The organism is Dellaglioa sp. CoH-57-MRSF-21, assembly GCF_056781915.1.
In genome coordinates this window covers 123,487-138,694 of the sequence record NZ_JBXAXU010000001.1, presented here as the reverse complement: position 1 = coordinate 138,694, position 15,208 = coordinate 123,487, and the positions used below count along the sequence as shown (strand labels likewise).

Annotated in this window: 14 protein-coding genes; 5 read left to right on the top strand and 9 right to left on the bottom strand. The window is 33.8% G+C overall.

The features are described from left to right. The first annotated feature begins 17 nt into the window (after positions 1-17). The gene (locus tag AC1RPQ_RS00670; protein ID WP_481761037.1) at positions 18-1,433 is read left to right on the top strand and encodes a glycoside-pentoside-hexuronide (GPH):cation symporter; all 1,416 of its coding nucleotides are present in this window, start codon (positions 18-20) and stop codon (positions 1,431-1,433) included. Positions 1,434-1,483: 50 nt separating this feature from the next. Here AC1RPQ_RS00670 and AC1RPQ_RS00665 read toward each other — a convergent pair whose 3' ends face one another. After that, complete coding sequence (locus AC1RPQ_RS00665) at positions 1,484-2,077, bottom strand: YdeI/OmpD-associated family protein (protein WP_481761038.1); 594 nt, start codon at positions 2,075-2,077, stop codon at positions 1,484-1,486. Between the two features lie 18 nt (positions 2,078-2,095). After that, on the bottom strand, positions 2,096-2,767 hold the full coding sequence (locus tag AC1RPQ_RS00660) for a YoaK family protein (RefSeq protein WP_481761039.1): 672 nt from the start codon (positions 2,765-2,767) through the stop codon (positions 2,096-2,098). A gap of 176 nt (positions 2,768-2,943) precedes the next feature. On the opposite strand from AC1RPQ_RS00660, the gene AC1RPQ_RS00655 reads away from it, so the two are divergent. Together AC1RPQ_RS00655 and AC1RPQ_RS00650 are read left to right on the top strand one after the other, a co-directional pair. After that, positions 2,944-4,791: an FAD/NAD(P)-binding protein gene (locus AC1RPQ_RS00655; protein ID WP_481761040.1), complete on the top strand. Its 1,848-nt coding sequence runs from the start codon at positions 2,944-2,946 to the stop codon at positions 4,789-4,791. Between the two features lie 210 nt (positions 4,792-5,001). Then, positions 5,002-5,412 carry a peptide deformylase gene (locus tag AC1RPQ_RS00650; RefSeq protein WP_481761041.1) on the top strand — a complete coding sequence of 137 codons (411 nt, stop codon included), beginning with the start codon at positions 5,002-5,004 and terminating at the stop codon, positions 5,410-5,412. A 51-nt stretch (positions 5,413-5,463) separates the two neighbouring features. Here AC1RPQ_RS00650 and AC1RPQ_RS00645 read toward each other — a convergent pair whose 3' ends face one another. The 4 genes from AC1RPQ_RS00645 to AC1RPQ_RS00630 form a co-directional block, all read right to left on the bottom strand. Next, positions 5,464-6,207, bottom strand: a complete 744-nt coding sequence (locus AC1RPQ_RS00645) for an SDR family oxidoreductase (RefSeq protein ID WP_481761042.1) — start codon at positions 6,205-6,207, stop codon at positions 5,464-5,466. Between the two features lie 109 nt (positions 6,208-6,316). Next, entirely contained in the window at positions 6,317-7,132 is an 816-nt protein-coding gene (gene thiD, locus AC1RPQ_RS00640) for a bifunctional hydroxymethylpyrimidine kinase/phosphomethylpyrimidine kinase (RefSeq protein ID WP_481761043.1), read from the bottom strand. Between the two features lie 189 nt (positions 7,133-7,321). Continuing rightward, positions 7,322-8,881 carry an MFS transporter gene (locus tag AC1RPQ_RS00635; protein WP_481761044.1) on the bottom strand — a complete coding sequence of 520 codons (1,560 nt, stop codon included), beginning with the start codon at positions 8,879-8,881 and terminating at the stop codon, positions 7,322-7,324. A 52-nt stretch (positions 8,882-8,933) separates the two neighbouring features. Then, positions 8,934-9,068: a hypothetical protein gene (locus tag AC1RPQ_RS00630; protein ID WP_481762167.1), complete on the bottom strand. Its 135-nt coding sequence runs from the start codon at positions 9,066-9,068 to the stop codon at positions 8,934-8,936. Between the two features lie 170 nt (positions 9,069-9,238). Here AC1RPQ_RS00630 and AC1RPQ_RS00625 point away from each other — a divergent pair, with 170 nt between their 5' ends. After that, positions 9,239-9,640, top strand: a complete 402-nt coding sequence (locus tag AC1RPQ_RS00625; protein ID WP_481761045.1) for a pyridoxamine 5'-phosphate oxidase family protein — start codon at positions 9,239-9,241, stop codon at positions 9,638-9,640. 51 nt (positions 9,641-9,691) lie between these two features. On the opposite strand, the gene AC1RPQ_RS00620 is transcribed toward AC1RPQ_RS00625, so the two are convergent. Both AC1RPQ_RS00620 and AC1RPQ_RS00615 read right to left on the bottom strand, forming a co-directional pair. Further along, positions 9,692-10,495, bottom strand: a complete 804-nt coding sequence (locus AC1RPQ_RS00620) for a Cof-type HAD-IIB family hydrolase (protein ID WP_481761046.1) — start codon at positions 10,493-10,495, stop codon at positions 9,692-9,694. 151 nt (positions 10,496-10,646) lie between these two features. Continuing rightward, the gene (locus tag AC1RPQ_RS00615; RefSeq protein WP_481761047.1) at positions 10,647-12,461 is read right to left on the bottom strand and encodes a glycerophosphoryl diester phosphodiesterase membrane domain-containing protein; all 1,815 of its coding nucleotides are present in this window, start codon (positions 12,459-12,461) and stop codon (positions 10,647-10,649) included. Positions 12,462-12,612: 151 nt separating this feature from the next. On the opposite strand from AC1RPQ_RS00615, the gene AC1RPQ_RS00610 reads away from it, so the two are divergent. After that, positions 12,613-13,500 carry a polysaccharide deacetylase family protein gene (locus tag AC1RPQ_RS00610; protein WP_481761048.1) on the top strand — a complete coding sequence of 296 codons (888 nt, stop codon included), beginning with the start codon at positions 12,613-12,615 and terminating at the stop codon, positions 13,498-13,500. An 86-nt stretch (positions 13,501-13,586) separates the two neighbouring features. Here AC1RPQ_RS00610 and AC1RPQ_RS00605 read toward each other — a convergent pair whose 3' ends face one another. Next, positions 13,587-15,026: a catalase gene (locus AC1RPQ_RS00605; protein WP_481761145.1), complete on the bottom strand. Its 1,440-nt coding sequence runs from the start codon at positions 15,024-15,026 to the stop codon at positions 13,587-13,589. Positions 15,027-15,208: the final 182 nt, after the last annotated feature.

Sequence of the window (15,208 nt, the reverse complement as noted above, 5' to 3'; positions counted from 1 at the left end):
CGAAAGGAATTAAACTAATGAAAAATTCTAAAGATTTTAAACAATATGCTTCATATGCCTTTGGTGCATTTGGACATGATGCCTTTTATGCAACACTTAGCACTTATTTTATGATTTTTATTACAAGTCAATTATTCGTTACAAAGGATGCTGGTTTCAACGCTAAAATGATTGGTTACGTCACAACTATGATGGTTGTTATTCGAATTGTTGAGATCTTTTTTGATCCTTTAATTGGTGGCGTTATTGATAATACTCGTACTCGTTGGGGGAACTTTAAACCATGGTTACTAATCGGTTCAATTGTCAGTTCAATTGGATTAATCCTTATTTTCACTGATTTTGGTGGTTTAGCTACAAGCAATCCTTATCTTTACTTAATTCTTTTTGCCATTGTTTATATCATTCTAGATAGTTTCTATTCATTTAAAGATATTTCATTCTGGTCAATGTTACCAGCTCTAAGTGTCGAATCAGAAAAACGGACTAAATTTGGAACAATTGCTCGTTTTGGTTCAACATTAGGTGCTCAAGGTGTTATTATCGTTATCGTCCCAATCGTTGTCTTCTTTTCAAAAATGTTCTCAGGTACAACTGGTAATACACAAACAAAAGCAGGTTGGTTAGGTTTTGCTATTGTTATCGGTTTGGTTTCATTCTTAGGTGCTTTAGCAACTATTTTAGGAACTAAGATTGAAAAAAATGCAATTCGTGAAAATACTGAAAAAGTTCGTTTCCGTGATGTTTTCAAAGTTATCGGTAAAAATGATCAGTTAATGTGGTTATCATTATCATATTTCCTTTTCGCTTTTAGTTATGTTATTACAAATTCACTTTTGATTTACTACTTCAATTATGTTTTAGGTAGTGCAGCTGCATTTACTACTGTTGGTGTTCTAACAGCAGTCTTAGGAATTATTTCAGTTTCATTGTTCCCAACTTTAGTTGCATTGGTTCATCGTCGTGCTATCTACCTTGGCGGAATCGCTGTCATGCTATTGGGTTACATTCTCTTCCTATTTGCTGGTACTAACCTTGTTGTTGTCTTAATTGCTGTTGGCTTATTCTTCTTCCCATATCCACTTGTTTTCTTAGCAGCATTGATGACAATTACGGATAGTGTTGAATACGGTCAATTAAAGAGTGGAACACGTAATGAATCTGTTACTTTAGCAGTTCGTCCTTTGTTGGATAAATTAGCTGGTGCCTTCGCTAATGGTGTTGTTGGTTTTGCCGCAATCCAAGCTGGTATGACAGGTAGTGCTAAACCAAGCGATATTACAAACAGTGGTTTACTACAATTCAGAATGTACATGTTCTTCGTTCCAATGGCCTTAATAATTGTTGCTGCTCTTATCTTTATGTCAAAAATTAAATTGACTGAAGCTAAACATGCTGAAATCGTTACAGAATTAAAAAAGAAATTAGATTAATATAATTAAAAAAACAGCGATCAGATAAAATCTGGTCGCTGTTTTGCTGTCTAATCGTTAAGTCCTTTACCATCAAGAATTTTCGGAATATATTTAATAATTCTAGCCTCACGCGTTTCTGTTTTTTTAGCATCTGCAAAATAACGTGCATACGTTTTTTGACGTCCAAGCGTTAACGTTTCAAAAAATTCTTCCAATTCTGGCATTTCATTCATTTTTTTCTGGAATTCCACTGGCAACACTAATTCAGTTGGTTTACCCTTAGGAACCTTTAACCCAGCCTTTTCTGCATTAATTGCTTGTTGAATGTAATCACTTATCTCTACTTTTAAATCAGTAACATCTTTTAAGCTATGAAATCTAATTTGGCGACCAACCTCAGTATGTTCGCCCGTTGGAACTAAAATACCCTTACCATCATCAATCAGAGTTCCTTTTAAGAAAAGTAATGCCATATACTCTTTAAATCCTTGAATTAAGACAATATTTTTACCATTTAGTGTATAACAAGGTTTGCCCCATTTAAATTCTTCAGTCAGTCCCGTTTCGAGTGCAAGTTCTCTTAACTGTGTCATTTCTTCTTTCCATTGTGTTGCTTTTTCTAAGTGTAAATCAACTTTTGGATTCTTTTTAATTTCTGTCATTGTCTTAACCCCTTTATTTTATAATCTTTTTTCTGGATTTAATTGTAGCCCAATCAATGAACATAACAAGAAAAATGCAGCTAATAATATCGTTTTAGTTCCCATTATCGGTACCATAGCACCCATAGAAATTGCGCCAAAAAGAAATGCTAAGACGACACCCAACATCCGCCAACCTTTAGCCATTGCGATTATATTACCTTTAACAATTCCGTCATAAAAACTTTCAGCCATTGTCCTCAAATTACCCGTCATCATAAATGACGTAAAAGGTCCTCCGTTGATTTGTCTAAATTCTTGAAGTTGAGCTGCTGCAACCATTGAAATGATTCCTGTAGATAACTGTGCTGGCCAATTTCTTGGAATAAATGCAACAATAATTAAAAGGATCGTCTCAATACCGATAACAAATCGTTGTCGTTTATTAATTGAATCTTCTTCTTTAAATCGATGTTGCAGATTTCTAGTTATAATAATACCAATCATAAAAGCAAAAATTGGAATCAGATGATCGAATATGGCCCCCCATTTCATTTGGCCCATATCAATACCTAATATAATTAAATTTCCGGTTTGCATACCAGCGAAAACACCATCATGTACGATATAGGTATACGCATCAAATCCCCCGCCGGCAAATATTAATCCAGCGAACAGTACCCTATCCAATAGTGACATTGGTTTTTTCATCAAATCCTTCTTTCAGATTGTACTTAAAATATTCTTTCAAATTAAGTATACTAAATTATCAGAAGTTAACAAGAATATACGATTAATTTTTACTATTAAAGACGTTATCAAGCGATTTTTTCTGTTTTAAAGTTTATAATGAAATTAGTTTTTATAAGACAAGGGAGATTACTTTTATGCATTTAGCCATTATTGGTGCCGGACCACGAGGTCTGATTACACTTGAACGACTCATTGCTTGGCAACAAGCAGATCCTTCAAATTCACCACTTACTATTGATTTATATGATCCATATGGTGTTGGTGGGCGCGTATGGTCACCAACTCAACCACACGAATTAATCATGAATACCGCAGCTCAACAAATTAGTTTATTCTATGGAACAAGCGTCCAATCTATTGGTCCAGTTATCCCAGGACCAAACATTTTCGAATGGGCTCAATCTGATGCTCATGATTTTATCGAAATAAATAATTATTCAGCGGATTTTTTAACTGAAATTAAAGATTTACATCCAAACGATTATGCAACAAGAGCACTTTTTGGTGTTTATATCCAATGGTACTACGCTGAATTACTTAAACGTGCCTCTAACAATATCACAATTAATTTGAATAAAAGTACGGTTACACAAATTTCAAAAAAAGCTGATCAATTTGAAATCACAACCGCCTTACCTTCAGTTAGCATCGTTGACTATGTCGTAATGTCTTTAGGTAATCTTGAAAATGAATTATCTGTCGGACAAAAAAGATTTGATACATTCGCTACAGAAAACAAGTTAACTTATGTTTTACCAGGCTTTCCAAATGAAACAAAACTAGATCATATCACGCACGAAGATACTGTTATTTTACGTGGCTTAGGTCTTAGCTTCTTTGATTTAGTGACCCGTTTGACTGTAGGCCGTGGTGGTCTATTTAAGCGATTAGAGAACGGGCAACTACAATATCAAGCAAACGGTAACGAACCTCACATTGTGGCAGGTTCGCGTCGTGGATGGCCTTATCATGCCAAAGGGGATAATCAAAAATCACCCGGCGAAGAAACTCAAGCTCATTTTTTAACGGCGGCTAAAATGGCAGTTTTCATGGAAAATGGTACCGTTTCTTTCAATGAATTTTGGACCTTATTAAGTCATGACGTTGAATATCAATATTATTCATTACTTGTCGCACAGAATTATCCAAAAATCGATTTAACAAAATTCCAATTAGCTTTCTTAAAAGATCCTAAAGTAACCGTTGAGCGATCAATTATTCTTGAAGAAGATCGCTTTAATTGGGATCATCTAGGAAATCCAATGACTAAAAAACCTAATGAAGATTTCAAAGCCGTTATGTTAGACCATTTACAAAAAGATGCAGTAGATGCAAAATTAGGTACTAAGACCGGACCATTGACCAGTGCTCTTGAGGTTTTACGTGACTTACGTCTTCCGGTTAGACAATTAATTGATAACCGTCTCTTAACAGATGATGACTATTTAACTAACTTCTTAGGCTGGTTTAATTCATTAAATAACTTTTTAACAATCGGGCCTCCTACCATTAGAGTTGAACAATTACGGGCACTCGTTGAAGCTGATGTTGTTACACTATTAGAACCTGGAATGGTCGTCGATACTAAAGATCATCAATTTGAAACATATAGTGCAAACCAACCAGATCAACGCTACTTAGCAACAACTCTAATTGAAGCACGCGTTCCTGCTGTTCATGCGACAACAGCAACAAGTCCTTTAATAAAACAGTTACTCGATACAAAAATCGCCAATCCTTTAATTTTAAATCCAACTAAAGGTGATTCTGTTATAGATGGCGCAGTCAACGTTGACCCTGTCAGCAATTTATTACTAGATGAGCATAAGACACCGCAACCTGGTTTATACTTCTGGGGTGTTCCGACTGATGGTGTTCATTGGCTAACAGCTGCAAGTCCAAGACCTTTTGTAAATGATGTTAGTTTACGCACAGCTAATGATATTGTTAAAGCTATTTTTACAGAAGAGTCACATAAATAATAATTAAAAAAGTGAATCATACCCTATATTGAGAATAGAGTATGACTCACTTTTTTAATATCTTTTACCTATTAAATTGACGTTAATTAATCCTAAAATAATAATTTTCTACTTGAGGATAACATTATATTCTAAATCATGATAAAATCATTAACTAGATATCCATCAACATTTCTTTATTAATTATGCTACTTAAATCAAAGGAGAAAAATGATAAAATCAATTATGCACGATGAAATATTTCTCGCACAAAAAGCTGAGATTGCAACTAAAAATGATGGCTCAATCGTAACCGATTTATTAGATACATTAGAAGCAAATAAAGAGGTTTGTGTTGGAATGGCTGCCAATATGATTGGTGTGAATAAACGAATTATCGTTTGCCAATTTGGTAATCTAAATGTTCCCTTTATTAATCCTAAGATTACAAAAAAATCTGGACGTTACAACGTCAATGAAGGTTGCCTTTCGTTGACTGGCGAACGTCCAGCACAACGATATGATTCCATTACAGTTGATTATTTAGACAAATCATTTCAACCACAAACCCAAAAGTTTTCAGGTTGGATGGCACAAATCATTCAACACGAAGTCGATCATTGTGAAGGTATTATCATCTAAATGAAAAAATCTCGAGAAAATAAATTCTCGAGATTTTTTTATTATTTAAATTTAAGCTTGAGCAGTTGGATAAATCGTAAATTCATTAACATTAACTTCTTCTGGTTGATCAATGGCAAACTTAACCACGCGTGCAATTGCGACCGGATCAATTCCAACTTGTTCATAAAATGACGACATCCCTGAAAGGGTTTGTTCATCCGTAATAGTATTTAATAATTCTGTGTTAATTGCTGCTGGATATAAGGTTGATGTTCTTATATTTGTTTTTTCCATAGCACTTTCTGTCCTTAGAACTTCCATTAAATTACGGACAGCAAATTTTGTTGCGCCATAAACACCTGCATCTGGGAATGATTTAATGCCTGCAACAGATGATGTTGTAATAACATGTCCATGTTTTTGTTCAATAAATATAGGCAACACTGCAGCAATTCCGTTCAATACACCTTTGATATTGATATCAATCATATCATCCCATTCATCCGTTTTTAAAGCCGATAAGGGCGAGTTAGGCATGATTCCAGCATTATTGAATATAACATCTATCCCACCAAAAGTTTCTTGTGCTAAAGTAACTAAATTCTTAACGTCACTTGCCTTAGTGACATCAGTAACGGCATATGTTGCCTGACCACCATTCTTTTTAATTTCTTCAACAATCTTTGCTAACTTAGCTTCACGACGAGCACCTAAAACGACTTTAGCCCCACCTTCAGCTAACATTCTGGCCGTTGCTTCACCAATACCACTTGATGCTCCTGTAATAACAACAACTTTATTTTCTACTGACATATCATTATCCTCCAATTTAATTAGTATGTTTACATTACTCTTTAAAGTGCACTCTAAGTCAACAAAAAAAGACTCATTTTTATACAAAATAAAAGTGAGTCTCTAGTACCTATTTATTTAAACGGTAAGCAGCGTGATATAAAGGGCCTACGTATTCATTAAATGCAAAACCTGATTTAATTCCAGCAGTTACAAAATCTTTTGCTTTATAGACAGCTTCTTTAACTGACAATCCGTTTGCAAGGCCCGCAGTTATGGCCGCTGCAAATGTACATCCTGCTCCATGATTATAAGCAGGCGTTATCTTTTCAGTTTCTAAAACCTCAAATTGAGTTCCATCATAAAATAAATCAAGCGCCTTTTCACCCTTAAGAGCTTTACCGCCTTTAACAACGACATTTTTTGCACCTAACTCATGAATCTTAATAGCTGCTTGTTTCATGTCGTCAAGTGATTTCAAAGTTCCCATTCCAGATAAAACACCAGCTTCAAACAAATTAGGCGTTGTGACTGTCGCAATTGGGATCAATAAATCACGGATAGCATCAGCTGCTTCTGGATTTAATACTTCATCTTCACCTTTACAAACCATAACAGGATCAATCACAACATTCTTAATCTCTTTTTCTAAAATGCTTTCACGAGCTACTTCTGTAATTGCAACACTACCAAGCATCCCTGTTTTCATTGCAGCAATATCTCCGCCGGCACCTGTCGTTTTCAACTGTGCTTTTACTAATTCAGCATCCATAACAGTTACGTTATGTGCCCATCCAGCATCTGGATTCATGGTAACAATTGAAGTTAGCGCAACCATACCATAAGTTCCAAACTCTTCAAATGTTTTCAAATCTGCTTCCATACCAGCGCCACCACTTGCGTCGCTACCAGCAATTGTTAAAACCTTAGGAATTATTTTCGTCATTACTAATCTCCCTTTTATTGGATGATTTATTTTTAAATTAATATTATTTTATCATACGCCTTGTTATAAACAGCGATACTATTAGGAGTCTTACGCTTCAGAAATATATCGGTATCATTAAAGAGCCACTCAAAATTTTAAATGACAGCTTTCACTTCTTATAAACCTAATGACATAAAAAAAGTTTTTTTATTTATCTAATTTTTGATCGACACTTTTTGTTTCTCTTAATAAAAAGACTGCTGCTAGAATTCCAATAATCATAATGACCAATGATGTTAAAACAACTTGAATCATGCCTTTATCAAAAGCTGTTAAAACAATCTTTTGAACTTTATCAGCATAAGGAGTCGCTATTATTTTTTGACTCCACGCAACCATATGTCCAGAAAATGCTCCTGCATTTACTAAGGCTTGCTGAATACCCGTTGCAGCTACACTAGGAATATGACTATCACTAAAACCAGTGCTCAAACTTGATTCATATGCTTTAGTTTGTGCTAAACCAAGAATTACAACGCCTACTGTTATTCCAATTTGACGAAAAACATTCAATAAACCAGATGCCATGCCAATTTCTTTTGGATTAATATTATCCATAGCAGCAGTATTAATCATCGGATTAATAATAGCGTTACCCAATCCAGTTAATACAAGAAGCGGAAGTAATTGCATGTAGGTAAAGTCCGTTGTTGTTACCTGGCTAAACGTAAATAAACCAAGTGAGGCAACGATAAATCCAAGTGAAATCATCCACTTTTTACCAAACTTGTATCCTAGAACTCCTGTAAAAGGACCTAAGACAAGCGACCATAAACTCATAGGTAGTTGATGTAATCCCGTGGAAAAGGCTGAATATCCCATATAATTTTGCATTAAACTTGTTTGATAAGCGGCTAACGCAAAGATACCAGCACCAAGTGCAAATGCAAGAATTACAACACCAACAAAATGACGATTTGTTAATAATGTTAAATTCATCATTGGCGATTTAACTTTTAACTCTACAAAAACAAAGGCAGTTAAGATTAAAATTGATGCAATTAACCATCCCATAACATGCATATCAGTCCAAGCCCAATGCATATGTTGTTCTTTTTGAATTAAGCCATAAATACCAGCAAATAATCCAACTGCTGAAAGAATCATTCCTATAAAATCAATCGATTCCCCAGCGCCATATGCAGGTGTTTCTTTAACATTTCTAATAACCAAATAAATCGCAATGATACCGACCGGTAGATTAACAAAGAAAATTGAAGGCCAACCAAAGTTCTCAACTAAAAATCCACCAACTAAAGGTCCGATTGCTGTTGAGAATCCAATAACTGATCCTAAAATACCAAGTGCTGTCCCACGTTCTCGGCCTTCAAAGTTAGACGCAACTAACGCCATTGATAAACTCATCATTCCTGAACCACCAATTGCTTGAACTGCTCGACCAAAATCAAGAACTAATAAGTTTGGTGCAAGCCCATTTACAACAGATGCAATCGTAAACAAAATTGTACTAGCGATGAAGACTTTTTTTCGTCCAAACATATCACCTAATTTTGAAACAATTAATAAACTGACTGCATACATTAACGTATATGCATTTAATATCCATTGTAAATCACTAAATGTTGTTTTAAAATCAACTGCCATACTTGGTAAAGCAACATTTACAACAGTAACATCTAAAAGGCCCATAAAAACACCTAAACTCATAGCGAACAATGCTACCCAACGATTTGTTGCTTTTTTCATTTTTTATTCTCCTTTTGTATATCTTTAATTTGCTCCACTACACCAATATAATTCATACCACATATTTTAAAGCAATAAGTTTCATTCCATTTAGAATCATGGACGACCATTTTTCCAATACCAATCGTAACTTATATCCTGACATATTACGACTCATTAGTACTGTTAAAATTAATAATCTATACATATCACTTTAGCGTCTTTCTTCGAAGTCCTTTTAGAAATCACTATTAGACTCATATAAGTATAGTTTTTTTAGCCCTATTTGCAAGTTTTTTGTAAAGCTAATATTTTGCCAATATACCTTAATCATGATAAGTTTTACTTATAATAAGTAAATAAAAAGGAGATTTTATAATGGCAAAATTAACAGAAGATATGAAAAAAATGATTCCTGAACAACTTAATTTTCTTTCAACCGTAGATGAAAATGGGTTCCCACAAGTTGGTCCTAAAGGATCAATGCGTGTTTTTGATGATACGCATTTGATTTATAATGAAGAAACAGCTAAACATGCATTACACAATCTTCAAAATAATGGCCGTGCAGCTGTTGCTGTTATAGATCGTCCTAATCTAAAAGGCTTCCGGTTTGAAGGCACAGCACATTTAATTGATTCCGGTAAAATTTTTGACGATGCTGTTAAATTTGGTGAAGAACGCCATTTACCAAAAATGTACTATGCTGTCATCATTGATGTTGAACGTATTTACAAATTAGATGCTGGCCCAACTGCTGGTGATTTAATTGCTGATTAAATATTAAGACAAAAGGACTAAATCCCGTAAATGGGATTTAGTCCTTTTGTCTTATTTTTGAGCTAATTGTTCTAAAATAGCTAATCCAACACCATCTTCATCATTCTTTTTTGCATGATGATTAGAAATATCTTTATTAATTTGATGACCATTCTCCATTGCATAACTGATACCTGCAGCTTTTAACATCGATATATCATTCAAATTATCGCCAATTGCCATCACTTCTGACATAGGAATACCCATACTATCAGCAAATTTTTTCAACGCAATCCCTTTTTGTGCATTAACATGATTAACTTCAAGATTATTATCCCCTGAAGAAGTCACAATGAGTGTTTCATTTTCTTCAATTTTATTTTTTAAAACAGATAAGTCATCTGATTCATCCGTTTTTCGAATAAGAAATTTAAACAAATCTATTTCAGAATCATCAATAATTTCACTGTAATCGTCTATATAATGAATAGGATTTAAGTTTAATTTGATAACCGCTTCATCATATTTAAGAGGATCATCTGAATAAACACCTTTTGACGTCATAACTTTGAAAAAGGCATGTTCATTCTTCAAAAATTTAATGAGTTTTTGTGCCTCTTTTTTTGATATTGGAAAACTATTAATTTGTTTGCCTTCCTCAGTTACCGTAGCGCCCCCATTATAATTAATCATCGGTGCACTAATACCTGCTGCGTCAATTAAGGGTTTTACCTCATCATAACTTCGTCCAGTGGCAACAACAAAAGTCACTCCCATTTCTTGAGCCTTCTTAATAGCCGCTGCGTTACCCTTCGAAATACTATTTTCATTATTTAATAACGTGCCGTCCATATCTGATGCGATAATTTTAATCATACTTACTAGACACTCCTCTGATTTCAGTTTAGTAGCAACTTAAGCATAGCATGCCACCTAAATAGTGTAAACGTTAACATCTAGACAAAATTAAAAAAGACTACTAATCTATAGTAATCTTTTCTAATTTATGTTTCCTAACCTAACTAATTTAATTATCGATTGTTATGCTAATTCCCGTTAATCTATTTGAGAATATTGATAATTTACTTGCATAACTTGGATGATCATTATTAGCTTGAACAACTTGTTTAAGTGTACCAAAGTCATCCGTAATAATACCATCAACGTTCATAAATAACATCTTTTGCATAATCGTTTCATCATTTACAGTCCAAGCATAGACATCCTGGTTCTTATCATGTGCCTTGCTCACAAATGAGTCATCTAGAGTTGTAGCTTCCATAGTGTACGCATTTGCTGGTGTTTCTGGAAATGATATATTATATGGAATAATAAAACTGATATAAAGCTTTGGTGCTTGTTTTTTTACTTGTGAAACAACATCATAACTTAAAGAATGAATTCGATCCTTATCAGCTAATAGTCTTTTTTGATATTTTTTAACAAAGTTTTTAGTCATATTGGGACTATCTTGCGGAGATACTTTGATTTCAACTAATAATTTTTGATGATTCTTCTCTGCTGCCTTTAAATATTCATCGAAACTTGGAATTTTAGCTGAATAACCATTTTCACGAACAGTTAATGCTGTTAACTCGGATAATGTTAAATCATGTACTGTCCGATTAACATTCGCTAAATTTTCCAAATTTGGATCATGCATAACAACAAATTTATGGTCTTTTGTTTCTTGAATATCCATTTCGATGTAATCAGGTTTCTCTTTAGCTGTTTTTTCTAAGGCAGGAATGGTATTTTGTACACCATTTCCATCATCAACTCCACGGTGAGAAATAAGAACTGGATAGTCATTTAGCATCCCCTTTAAGTAAACATAATTATAAATAGAAGCTGTCCCTGCAACTAGTATCAGGAGAACAACGACACTAACTTTCTGTAATTTAATAAAGCGTTTCTCTTTATAGAATGTTTCTTGAACGGGTTTCAAATGCGGTTGTTGTTCTTCAAAAACATCTAGCGCAATACCTAACAACATAGTCACACTTAAAGCTAATACGATTTGTCCTAAAATTTCCAAAATAAACAGATTAAACATCACAATCATAAATGCTTGATTTTGAAAATGATTATCTACATAGTTCTGAATTAGGAACAAACTAATTTGAACAATTCCTGATATAAAAGCTATAGAAGCCGTAATTACTAATCCTTTTGTGACGGTTATCCAAAATTTGCCACGTCCAGCTTCCCAACTTTGTTTAATTAAATGACCGATTCTTTTTTCTGAACTAAACAACATAGTTGGAATAAAACTAATTAATCGGATAGAGAAGAAAAATGCTACACCATAGACTAAAAGTATTGGGCCCCAGATAGCTGGACTTGTCCACATATCTTGAAGAATAAAATCTGGAATAGTCACCTTATTTAATAAAGTAGATGTAAATAAGACTTGTCCAAATGGTAAAATTAAAACGAAGTAAAAAATAACGAGCAACGCTGTTAAAGGACGTAACTCTAAAACGTCATGAATTGATTGTTTTAATAATGACTTAAATTCAATTTTTAAATCATAACGAATAGCTTGAATACCCCTGATCATGAAAGACATTTGAATATAAACAATACTTAATATAACTAATATAACAAGGATAAACTCAATTAATAATATAGGTTTATCCTCAATAACCGAAATAATGTTAGTATAGGTTAAATATTCGACTTGGTTACTACTAAGTATCTGGCTTACCACCCAAGTTAAGATTGGTTGTACCACTGCAGATAAAATATAATTAGTAACAACTACTAAAATAAAATACAATTTCCAGTGTTGAAAAAATTCCTTATAACTTTGATTTAAAAAATGAAATGTTCTACGCATATTTTCCCCCAATTAAATATTTAATATGTACTTTATACTATCATAGCCTTACCTTTTTTTACATTTATTGACTTTATCCGCGTAAAAATTGAATCTTACTACCTTAGCGTGGTAAATTAGATAGTATCGTTTCTCATAAAAGGAGTTCATCATGTTAAAACATAAAAAAGGTTGGTTTATCTTATTATTCTTAGTCCTAATCGTCTCTATTGGTTCATTATTCTTTTTCATTCAAAATTCTCACTCCGTTTCCAATACTAATCACCAAAAAAATAGCTCTAAAAAGGTAAGTTCATCTTTACCCAAGAAAACTATTAAGAAAAATAAGCTCATTTCAAATACTAAAATAGACAGTTCGCATTGGAAATCATTTAAGGGCCAGACCGAATTTCCAATTTTAATGTATCATAGTATTTCTGTTGGAAATTCACTTCGTATTCCTGAAGCACAATTTGCCCATCAAATGCAGTGGCTTAAAAAAAATGGTTACTACACGTTATCACCTGCTGAAGCTATCGAAGTTTTTAAAACACATAAAAAACCTGCTAATAAAATTGTTTGGATTACTTTTGATGATGGTTACAAGGATAACTATGAAAAAGCTTATCCTGCTCTCAAAAAATATCATCAAAAAGCAACCATCAACTATATTACAAGCCACTTTGGCCACATAAACAAACTAACTATGCCACAAATGAACGAGATGCGAAAATCAGGTTTAGTAAGTATTCAAAGTCATACTGTCCATCATGAGGAACTTAATCAGATGACCGATGCACAACAAACTTTTGAATTTAAGAATTCGAAAAAATGGCTAAACAATAAATTTCATCAAGAGACATCAATTATTTGTTATCCAGTTGGTCGCTTCAATAACCAGACCGCTAAACTTGCTAAAGATGCAGGCTACAAACTTGGTCTAACGACATTACCAGGACTCGCTAATGAAAGCCAAGGACTATTCACCTTGCATCGTGTCCGTATCTCACCCGATTTATCAGATATTTCTTACAAGTATCTTTTAGAACACGGCATGTAAACAACACAAAAAAAAGGAATAAATCGCTGTTTGATTACAGTGATTTATTCCTTTTTTTTGTTAAACATTTTAATACACCGAAAGAATTATTTAATTAAGCTTAGTTCTAACCCTAATGCTTCTGCGACACGTGTTCCGTATTCCTTATCAGCTTGATAAAACTGTTTAGTTTCACGAATCTTTATCTCAATATCTTTAACTTGTCCCAGATTTAATTTAATATTTTCAATTAAACGTGCTTTTTCATCAGTAGGTAACAATCGATATAATTTACCGGCAGCAGTATAATAATCCTCATTTACTGAATAGTTGCCTACTTTTCCATCCAATGTATCACCATGAACTTCTGCATGGCGATTTTCTTCAGGTCCACCTAAACTGTTGGGCTCATAGTTAACATCACCGTTCTGATTTTGCGCCATTAAACCATCTCGTTCATAATTATGAACCTCATTTTTAGGACGGTTAGTTGCCAATTGTTCATAGTTAGCACCTAATCTATATCTTGCAGCATCTTTATAACCAAATAAGCGTCCTTGGAGTAATTTATCTGGTGAGGCTTCAATTCCTGGAACGAAGTTAGCTGGTGAAAATGCTAATTCTTCAATATCTTCAAAATTATTTTTTGGATTTTCATCTAAAACCATTTGGCCAATTTCAATTAATGGATAGTCCTTTTGCGAAATAACTTTCGTAACATCAAAGATATCTTGCGGATAGGCTAATCCTGCTTTGTAAGGCACAATTTGTACGGCTACTGTCCAACTGGGGTAATCTTGATCCTCAATCGCATTATACAAATCATTTTGTAAGTAATCAGAATCTTTTCCTCTTAATTCTTCAGCAACCTCATTACTTAAATTATGAACACCTTGGTTTGTTTTGAAATGATATTTAACCCAAAATTGTTCACCTTGCTTGTTTACCCATTTAAAAGTATGACTTCCATAACCGTGCATCATTCGGTAACTAGCAGGGATCCCACGATCACTCATAAGCATTGTTACTTGGTGAACTGTTTCAGGTGATAACGACCAGAAATCCCACTGCATATCCTGACTTCTAGCATGCGTTTTTGGGTCACGCTTTTGGGAATGTATAAAATCTGGGAATTTCAAAGCATCATTAATAAAGAAAACGGGCGTATTATTACCCACAATATCGTAGTTACCTTCATCTGTATAAAATCTTACTGCAAATCCTCGTACATCTCGATAAGTATCCGGATAACCTGCCTCACCAGCTACTTGTGAAAAACGGGTTATGACTGGCGTTTTCTTGCCCAAACCATTGAAAAGACCTGCCATAGTATAATCACTCATATCTCTAGTTAATTCAAAATAGCCTTTAGCCCCTGCCCCTTTTGCATGGACCACTCTTTCTGGAATACGTTCTCGATTAAAATGTGCCAATTTTTCTAGTAATTGGTAATCTTGAACTAAAACCGGTCCACGAGCCCCAGCTGTTTGTGAATTTTGATTATTCGCCCATGTTTGACCTTCATTTGTTGTTAAATCCCCCATGATGATTCCTCCTATTATCTTATTTATAAGTCCAATCCTAGCACCTAAACTGATAATTACAATTATTTTGACTTTTATAACTTGAATCGGAAAGTAGGTTTTAAATATCATAGTGAGTTCTAGTTAATGTTTATTTTTTTATCATTTTATGACATTTTAAATCAAATAATAACAAAAAGCCTTGA